The sequence below is a fragment of the Psychrobacter sp. AOP7-C1-14 genome, from assembly GCF_052376135.1.
Lineage (GTDB): Bacteria > Pseudomonadota > Gammaproteobacteria > Pseudomonadales > Moraxellaceae > Psychrobacter.
In genome coordinates this window covers 18,408-27,916 of the sequence record NZ_JBQSVH010000029.1, presented here as the reverse complement: position 1 = coordinate 27,916, position 9,509 = coordinate 18,408, and the positions used below count along the sequence as shown (strand labels likewise).

The 9,509-nt window shown below is 44.1% G+C and carries 7 protein-coding genes; 5 read left to right on the top strand and 2 right to left on the bottom strand.

Annotation, left to right across the window (positions count from 1 at the left end):
- Positions 1-316: 316 nt before the first annotated feature.
- The 5 genes from ACT3QN_RS13200 (at position 317) to ACT3QN_RS13180 (ending at position 7,008) form a co-directional block, all read left to right on the top strand.
- Positions 317-2,365 carry an FAD-dependent oxidoreductase gene (locus ACT3QN_RS13200; RefSeq protein WP_444523800.1) on the top strand — a complete coding sequence of 683 codons (2,049 nt, stop codon included), beginning with the start codon at positions 317-319 and terminating at the stop codon, positions 2,363-2,365.
- Between the two features lie 181 nt (positions 2,366-2,546).
- The gene (locus tag ACT3QN_RS13195) at positions 2,547-3,845 is read left to right on the top strand and encodes an ABC transporter substrate-binding protein (RefSeq protein WP_444523799.1); all 1,299 of its coding nucleotides are present in this window, start codon (positions 2,547-2,549) and stop codon (positions 3,843-3,845) included.
- The gene (locus ACT3QN_RS13190; protein WP_444523798.1) at positions 3,842-5,629 is read left to right on the top strand and encodes an ABC transporter permease; all 1,788 of its coding nucleotides are present in this window, start codon (positions 3,842-3,844) and stop codon (positions 5,627-5,629) included. Before ACT3QN_RS13195 ends, ACT3QN_RS13190 begins: the two co-directional genes overlap by 4 nt.
- Positions 5,630-5,676: 47 nt before the next feature.
- Entirely contained in the window at positions 5,677-6,306 is a 630-nt protein-coding gene (locus ACT3QN_RS13185) for an ATP-binding cassette domain-containing protein (RefSeq protein ID WP_444523797.1), read from the top strand.
- A 75-nt stretch (positions 6,307-6,381) separates the two neighbouring features.
- Complete coding sequence (locus ACT3QN_RS13180; protein ID WP_444523796.1) at positions 6,382-7,008, top strand: CDP-alcohol phosphatidyltransferase family protein; 627 nt, start codon at positions 6,382-6,384, stop codon at positions 7,006-7,008.
- Positions 7,009-7,049: 41 nt separating this feature from the next.
- Here ACT3QN_RS13180 and ACT3QN_RS13175 read toward each other — a convergent pair whose 3' ends face one another.
- On the bottom strand, positions 7,050-7,664 hold the full coding sequence (locus ACT3QN_RS13175) for a TetR/AcrR family transcriptional regulator (RefSeq protein WP_444523795.1): 615 nt from the start codon (positions 7,662-7,664) through the stop codon (positions 7,050-7,052).
- A gap of 213 nt (positions 7,665-7,877) precedes the next feature.
- Entirely contained in the window at positions 7,878-9,404 is a 1,527-nt protein-coding gene (locus ACT3QN_RS13170; protein WP_444523794.1) for an aldehyde dehydrogenase family protein, read from the bottom strand.
- Positions 9,405-9,509 lie beyond the last annotated feature (105 nt).

The window sequence follows — 9,509 nt, the reverse complement described above, 5'->3', positions numbered from 1 at the left end:
TCAGCGGCAGTACTTATTACTTTAGTAATACAAATAACAGACAACAAGACATAATTTGTATACTATCAAGACTGCTGATTCAAACTTTTTATCGTAGTTAAACGATTCAGATGTTTCGATTTAATCGCTACATTACTCAAATATAGTTATTTAACAGTTCGAGTAATGACTACGGTTTTAGCCTTCGCTCCCTTATTTGGCCGGACACACCATGATTAAAAGAATATTTTTAATACTATTAATATTGATATTAGCGGCAAGTTTTTTTTATTTTGACCTAAATCAATTATTGACGCTTGAGGGCTTAAAAGGGTCGATGGCGCAATTTAATGAATACAAAGCGCAGTCACCGCTATTGATTATCGGTGGGTTTTTCTTACTGTATGTCGTTGTCACTGCCCTCTCCTTACCAGGCGCTGCGATTTTAACGCTAGCCGCTGGTGCATTATTTGGTCTAGTACAAGGCTTGCTCATTGCCTCATTCGCATCCAGTATTGGGGCTACTATTGCCTTCTTGGCATCGCGATATTTACTGCGTGATACCATTAAACAACGCTTTCCTGAACGTCTCGCTGCTATTGATGCAGGTGTCGAAAAAGAAGGTGGTTTTTATCTATTTACGCTACGTTTAGTGCCTGTATTTCCATTCTTTTTAATTAACTTATTGATGGGCGTTACCGCTATCAAATCATGGACTTACTACTGGGTAAGCCAAGTAGGTATGTTAGCTGGCACCTTTGTATTTGTTAATGCGGGTACTCAACTTGCACAAATAGAAAGCTTGTCAGGTATTTTATCACCCAAGTTAATTTTATCATTCGCTTTGTTGGGTATATTCCCATTTATTGCTAAAGGAATTTTAAACGTGTTTAAAAAACGTCGTGTCTACAAAGATTATACGCAACCTAAAAAATTCGACCGCAACATGATTGTAATCGGTGCTGGTGCTGGTGGCTTGGTCACAAGTTACATTGCCGCTGCCGTCAAAGCGAAAGTAACGTTAATTGAATCTGGCGAAATGGGTGGTGACTGCTTAAATTATGGTTGTGTTCCAAGTAAGGCCGTGATCAAAAGTGCCAAAATCGCAGAGCAAATTCGCCATGGTGAGGATTATGGTCTAGAAAACGCCACACCACAGTTTTCATTTAAAAAAGTAATGGCACGTGTACACAAAGTGATCGCTGATATTGCACCGCATGACAGTGTTGAGCGTTATACCGATTTAGGCGTAGATGTAGTCAAAGGCTATGCCAAATTGATCGACCCTTGGACAGTAGAAATTCAGTTAAATGATGGTGGTATGCAGACCTTAACAGCGCGTACTATTGTTATTGCTACTGGCGCTCGTCCATTTGTACCACCTCTACCAGGTATAGAGGAAACAGGTTATGTGACCAGCGACACGTTATGGGATAAATTCTCAGAGCTAGACGAAGCACCTAAAAAATTGGTAGTGCTAGGTGGTGGACCGATCGGTAGCGAATTGGCGCAGAGTTTTTCTCGTTTGGGTTCAAACGTGACGCAAATCGAAATGGCAGAGCGCATCATGATCAAAGAAGATCTTGAAGTGTCTACCTTTGCTCACAAAGCTCTTACCGAAAGTGGTGTAAATATCTTGACCTCTCACCAGGCACTACGCTGTGAAGCTCGTGATGGTAAAAAATACATCGTCGTTAAACACAATGATAGTGAAATCGATATCGAATATGATGAGCTACTTTGTGCAGTTGGCCGTAGCGCTCGTCTTACTGGTTATGGTCTTGAAGACCTAGGTATCGAAACCAATCGTACTATCGTGACCAACGAATACTTAGAAACCCTATATCCTAATATCTTTGCCGCAGGCGATATTGTCGGCCCATATCAGTTTACTCATGTCGCTGCTCATCAGGGCTGGTATGCAGCGGTAAACGGTTTATTTGGTAATCTCAAGAAGTTTAAAGTAGACTACCGTGTGATTCCGTGGGTTACGTTTATTGATCCAGAAGTTGCTCGTGTCGGTATCAACGAGCAAGAAGCCATTGATAAAGGCATCGATTACGAGATTACCCGTTTTGAATTTGAAGAGCTAGATCGTGCCATTACCGATAGTGCGGCTAAAGGCTTTATCAAGGTCATTACGCCAAAAGGTAAAGACAAAATATTGGGTGTGACAGTCGTTTCTGAACATGCTGGTGATTTGATTGCTGAGTTTGTATTAGCCATGAAGCACAGTCTTGGTCTTAATAAAATTCTGGGTACTATCCATAGCTACCCTACTTGGGCAGAAGGCAATAAGTATGCTGCTGGTGAATGGAAACGTGCTCACGCCCCTGAGACTGTATTGAGTTGGTTAGAGAAATATCACACTTGGCGTCGTGGTTAGTTAATGATAGTTAGTTAATAGCAGCTTGCTGATGAACATCGTTAAAGGATTCGACTGATAACAAAGTTCTAAAAAACTCAATAAAGCTGGTTTAGATTCTGTAGTATCTGTGTGGTTTGACATGGCTAGCTATAAAATCTTTACCAGCTTTAATAAAATTTAAATCATGACGGAAACTTGAATGCGCGTTATTACCGCTTTACCGATGCTCAAACGTCTCACGCGTTATAGCGCCTATGCAATGGCGCTTAGCGTTTGTATCGGTATCTCTGCAAGTACAGCATCACCGAATACCGTGAGCCGTGATGGTGAGGCGTCACCTTGGCAACAAGTAGAAGCGCAAGGTGCCAATCAAGACGTCTATTTCTATGCGTGGGGCGGCGATCCTCAAATCAATGCCTATCTACAATGGGCGGCCAAGCAAGTTGATGAAAAATACAATATCAACTTGGTCCACGTAAAATTGAGTGATACCAGCGAAGCTGTCAGTCGCGTCCTAGCAGAAAAGTCAGCCAATAATGATGACAAAGGCAGCGTTGATCTCATATGGATCAATGGTGCGAATTTTGCCACCATGAATGAAAACGATTTATTGCTCAAGCAATGGTCAAACAAAATACCTAACTTTGCACTCACTGATCCAGTCAACAATCCTGCGGTTAACTTCGATTTTGGCGTACCCGTCAACGGTATGGAAGCACCATGGGGACAAGCGTCACTGACTTTTTATTATGACAGCATGTCTACCAAAAAGCCGCCCACCACCTTAAATGAACTCACCAATTGGACCGCACAAAACCCCGGGCGCTTTAGTTATCCTAAACCGCCTGATTTTTTAGGAATGAGCTTTTTAAAGTATGCCTTGGTCATGCTACATGAGCAACATGATGCGGATACTGGTGAAGACACCAAATCTCTACTCAACATGCCTGCGACTGAGGAAAATAAAGCAATCGTACTAGATCCTTTATGGGCATTTTTAGACGATCTGCATCCCACACTGTGGCGCAAGGGCGAGCAGTTTGTTCAAACTGGTGCACAAATGCGTCGCTTGGTCGATGATACTGAGCTGAGTCTCGCCTTTACCTTCTCGGCACCAGAAGTGCCAGCAGCGGTACAACGTTATGACTTACCCCAGAGCATCCGTAGCTATGCCATGAGCGATGGCAGTTTGAGTAACACACACTTTGTGGCCATTCCTTATAATGCCAGTCATCCTCAAGCGGCGCAGCTGGTCGCCAACTTTTTGATGAGTCCAGAAGCTCAAGCCAAAAAACAAACCGCCTCTGTATGGGGGGACAAAACCGTACTCATCCAGTCAACGCTCAGCCCTGAGCAACAAGCCTTATTCAAGACCGATAAAGCTCATCCTAGCGCACTACCATTTGACAGTATCAAACGTACTGTGAGTGAGCCACATCCAAGCTGGGTTGAGGCCATTATGCAAGGCTGGCAAACACGTTATGGGGTGAGTCCATGAGCCAAGACACCAACAAAAGCAGCACCCAAGGCCAAGCCAATGCTCACAAAAACTCGAGTGCGAGCCCCATGTATAAGAAAGACTTATTCACACATATCGCTACCCTGAGCCCTAAGTTTTTATTATTGATACTGATACTGCCCGTACTGGGCGGGCTAATCAGTGTACTATTACCTGCATTTAGCTGGGTGCCTGCACTTGAGCAAACGACCGTCAGTCTACAAGGCTTCAAAGACCTTTGGATGACACCAGGTCTTACTCAGATGGTGCTGCTCAGCATTGGTACAGGACTGATCAGCACCTTACTCTCTTTTGTCATGACCTTGATGATATTAGCGGCGTTTTTTAATAGTGTTTGGCTCACTCGTATTGAGCATTTACTTAGCCCTATTCTAGTCATTCCCCATGCTGCAGCAGCGATTGCAGTTGGGTTTTTAATCGCGCCCTCTGGTATGTTTGCACGATTGATATCGCCGTGGTTAAGCGGTTGGGAATTAGCCCCAGAAGGCATATTTCCTCATGACCCTTACGGTATCAGTATTATCTTAGGCTTGACCTTAAAAGAGTTGCCTTTTTTATTATTAATTGCCCTAGGTGCATTGGCACAACCAGATCTCGGAAAAAAGCTACGTCAACAATATAAAGTGGCTATCAATCTGGGGTATTACCCCGTAACTGCCTTTTTTAAAGCCGTCTTGCCCCTACTCTATCCGTTGCTACGTTTGCCTATCCTAGCGGTACTCGCCTATGCTAGTGCCAGCGTAGAGATGCCACTTATCCTAGGGCCAAACACACCGCCGACGCTTGCCGTTACCATCATGCAGTGGTTCAATGATGTCGATTTGAACATGCGTATAAAAGCCTCGGCAGGTGCACTATTACAGCTTGTTCTGACCATTGGGCTAATCGCATTATGGCTAGGCGGTGAAAAGCTGATAAAAGTAATGTGTAGTGGCTCGCTGATCAATGGTACGCGCCATCATGCGGATGCGATATGGCAAAAAGTCACGGCCGCTTTGACCGTCATCGTGATTGGTTTTATGTTTATGTCGCTTATTGGACTGGCTATGTGGTCTGTTGCTGGGTTTTGGCGCTTCCCTGCAGCACTGCCAGAGCAGTTTGTCCTATTGCATTTTCAAAGCGCCTTTATGCAAATGGGTACGCCTCTATTTAACACCATCTCTATTGGTCTTGTGAGCACTGCATTTGCTATCGTGCTTACTTTACTGTGTTTAGAAGCGGAACAACTGAGTGCGAAACGACTCTCTGGCTTTACCAGTTTAATCATTTATTTACCTTTATTAGTACCGAGTATCGCGTTTCTATTTGGCTTAGTCTGGCTACAGCAACTGGCCAATAATCAAGCAGCGTTTTTTAATGTGGCCTTTACGCACTTACTGTTTGTATTGCCTTATGTGTTTTTATCACTGTCTAGTAGCTATCGGCGTTTAGATCCACGCTTTGCTCGCGTGGCTGCTAGCCTTGGTGCCACGCCACTAAAAGTGTTTTTACAGGTAAAACTACCACAGCTGTTTACACCTATATTGATTGCCGTCGCACTGGGTTTGGCGATAAGCTTTGGTCAGTACTTGCCGACATTGTTGGCAGGTGGTGGACGTATCGCCACCATTACAACAGAAGCAGTGGCGCTCGCAAACGGTGCCAGTAGACGCACCAGTGCAGTGTATGCCATTATTCAAATGTTGCTACCACTGATTGGGTTTATGCTAGCAAGCCTGCTGCCAAAATATATTTTTAGAAGTGGTCAAAACAACACTCATTAATACGCCCTAAACCAGCCAATAATGACCATATAAATAAAGGGGTTTTGATGTCATCATCTTTACAAATAAAAAACTTAGCACTATATCGAGAGGACAAGTGCCTACTAAGCATCAATGAGCAGATTTTTGGCGGCGACATACTCACTGTGATGGGGCCATCTGGTAGTGGTAAATCGAGCTTTTTAAATTGGCTCACAGGCACTTTACCCAGTGGCTTTCACTCCACAGGTGAAGCGTGGTTAAATGACGAAAACGTCTGTAGCCTACCGCCACATTTACGCCATATTGGCGTGTTGTATCAAGACCCTTTGCTGTTTTCACACTTATCCGTCGCAGGCAATATTGCTTTTGCTATGCCAAAAGGCAATAAGAGACAGCGGCAAGAAAAAATTGAGCAGGCACTAGAGCAAGTTGGATTAGCCGGTATGGGCAAGCGCCATCCTGATAATTTATCAGGTGGACAGCAAGCACGAATCGCCCTACTCCGAACTTTGCTAAGTGAGCCAAAAGCCATCCTACTGGATGAGCCATTTAGCAAACTTGATACCCAATTGAGAATGGATACGCGGCAATTGGTATTTGATCAAATTCGCACTCACAAGCTGCCTGCTATTATGGTCACGCACGACCAAAGCGATGCCGAAGCAGCCAACGGTAAGGTTATTCATGTAGGATAGGACAATAGTTTTAGACATTAAAATCAAGCACCCAGTCAAAATAACAAGAAAAGCAAAACACAAAAGGCAGCTCGCATGTTAGATAAGTTTATCACTCCCGTTATCAAACCGATGCTGAACACTGTCGTTGCAGTACTACACAAGCGCAGTATCACACCAGACCAACTCACGATGGTAGGGTTTTTGATCGGTATGTTGGCATTGCCATTACTCGCACTTGAGTTTTGGTATGGGGCGCTTGCCGCCATTGCGGTGAACCGTGTTTTTGATGGGCTTGATGGCGCACTCGCTCGCTACGCACAGCAAAGCTCTAGCGCTGGTGGTTATTTAGACATTACCTTGGATTTTTTATTTTATGCCGCCATACCGCTTGGCTTTATTTTGGCAAATCCTGAACAAAATGCCATTGCTGGCTCTATATTACTGGCTGCATTTATTGGCACAGGTTCTAGCTTCTTGGCATTTGCGATTGCCGCTGAAAAATACAATCTGGATAAGCCGCAGTTCAAATACAAAAGCTTTTATTATCTAAATGGTCTGACTGAAGGCACCGAGACTATTGCTCTGTTTGTCGCTTTATGTATTTGGCCACAGCATTTTGTACTACTTGCTGGAATCTTTGCTGCTGCCTGCGCTATTACCATTTTCACTCGTATATATGGTGGGTATCATACCCTCAAGCAGCTCGAATCTTCTAAGTAAAAACTCAAGGCATACGCTGTGTTGAGTACCTGACCATTACGCTATTGAACATCTACTGAATCATCAAGGCGCAGTGCCTCTATAGATAAGGCCATATCTTCAGCAAGAGCATGTATAGTCGAGCTTTCTACGCTGCGTTGTGCAAAGGCACGCAGGCCCATGACTTCCGCTTGTAGTCGACGTCCAAGCCTAACCGGATCAAACTGCTTATCCATTTCTCCCACATTCTGTGCTTCTCTAAAACACTCTATAAAACGTGTCTCCATACCTGACAGCAGCATCTCTACCTTGGTTAACGCTGTTTGCTCACGCGCACCCAACTCTAGTAAGCTCTTAACCAACATACAGGCTCGGCTTGGTAACGCCTTGTCACGAATCCCGCCAAGCTGCCGAACATAAGCAGCAAGGCCTAATAGAGGCGTGTCATGGTGGCTCAACACTCGCTCAATCTCGGTCAATCCTAGACGCGCATAATATTCTAATGACTCTTGAAACAGGCCTTCTTTATTACCAAAAGCAGCATAGATACTGCCTGGACGCATATCAAGTGCTTGCTCGATATCTTTTAAAGATGTGGCATGAAAGCCTTTTTGCCAGAAAAGCTGTAGCGCACGCTCCAAGGCATCATGGCGATTGTATAGTGCAGTGCGTGACATAATGTGCCCCATTTAAAAAGCCGTGACCTCATATGAGAATGGGCACGGCTTTGAAACTTGAATGATTGCTCAATTTTATCCTGAATGGGTGCGACAGTAAAGTTAATATAAGAAACGCTCTAGTAAACAAACGTAATACTAGCTATCAACAATCATTCGATAACCATGCTGATAGCTAGCCAATGGTTTCTACAGGGGATAGAGACCATCTAATCAATCGGTCAACAATACATGCTTGCTCTTCTGATAAGCGGATAAACCATCGCCGCCCAGCTCCCGGCCAATGCCGCTTTGCTTAAATCCGCCCCATCCTGCTTCTGGCAGTACGATTTGTTGCTCGTTAATCCAGATATGTCCTGCTTTAATTTGTAGCGCCATCTCAAGTGCAGCAGTTTCATCGGCACTAACAATAGTCGCTGCTAGAGCAAATTTACTATCATTGGCTAGTCGAATAGCTTCTGCGTCGTCGGTAAAAGTTGTACTGACTAATACAGGACCAAATACTTCTTCCACCCATAACTGACTGGTCGTCGGTACATTGGTATAGACAGTCGGCATAGCAAAATACCCAGATCCGGTCGCTAACTCGCCACCAGTCAGACAAGCAAGGTTTTCAGCAGTGGCAATATCAAAGTATTTTTTGACTTGATTCAATTGCTGCTCGTTCACTAATGGACCTAGTAGCGTATCTGCCGCAAAACCATCACCGATTTTCAGACTTGTTGTTTTAATTTTTAAAGCCTCATACAGCTGTTCAGCGATATCTTGATGCACAACCAAACGTGAAGTAGCTGAGCATATCTGACCTGCATTGGTAAATATCCCGCCAATGATTAAATCACAAGCGTAATCAATATCAGCATCTGCACATACGACAATGGCGGACTTACCACCCAGCTCTAGGCTGATATCTTTGATACCCTTTGCTGCTTGAACCATGACCTTTTCACCAACGACATTACTGCCTGTAAACGAGACTTTATCAATCAGCGGATGACTGGTCATAGCAGTGCCTACTTCAGCCGCACCCGGTAAGATATTGACTACCCCTTGTGGCAAGCCTATCTCCGATAAGATATTACCTAGCATGAGCTCTGGTAATAATGTCACCTCAGACGGTTTTAATATCACCGTACAACCTGCCGCTAGTGCAGGTGCTAGCTTCCAAGAGGTTGTTACCATAGGGAAATTCCAAGGGGTAATCAGCGCACAAATACCCACTGGCGCGTATGTCTTTAGTAAGCGTATGCCCGACTCAAGCGTTGATACCTCAGACCATGTTGCCTGATCTATAATGAGATTGGCATAGTAACGATAGCAATCAATGGCATCACCGACGTCTATCTTTGCCTCTTCAATTGGCTTGCCGTTGTTTAATACAGATAGCCCAACCAATTTGTCGAACTGCTGTTCCATAGCGTCTGCAATCGCATTTAAATAGTGCGCACGCTCGCTTACAGCGGTTTGTGACCAGCTAGCAAACGCTATATCAGCGGCTTCGACTGCCTGCGCTACATGGACACTGGTGCATAAGCGCGTCGTTGCAATCACCTCACCCGAGTTTGGATCATACAAAGCATGGTTATTTGTTTTACTAGAATCGGCATTATCAGTATCAGTTGCAGGCGCTGTAATCGTGACCCAGTCACCATTGATATAAGCGGCATTTAGTACAACTTTATTTTGAGCGGTTTGACTAGCAGCTTCTCTGGTCAGCTCAGTAGATTTCAACATTTCCATAGTGAACAATCGCCTTATATTTTTAATAAAATTGTCTTTATGTGCGTAATATAGTTAATTAAATAATCGGTTTATCTGATGACAGAAAAACCGATTATTTATATC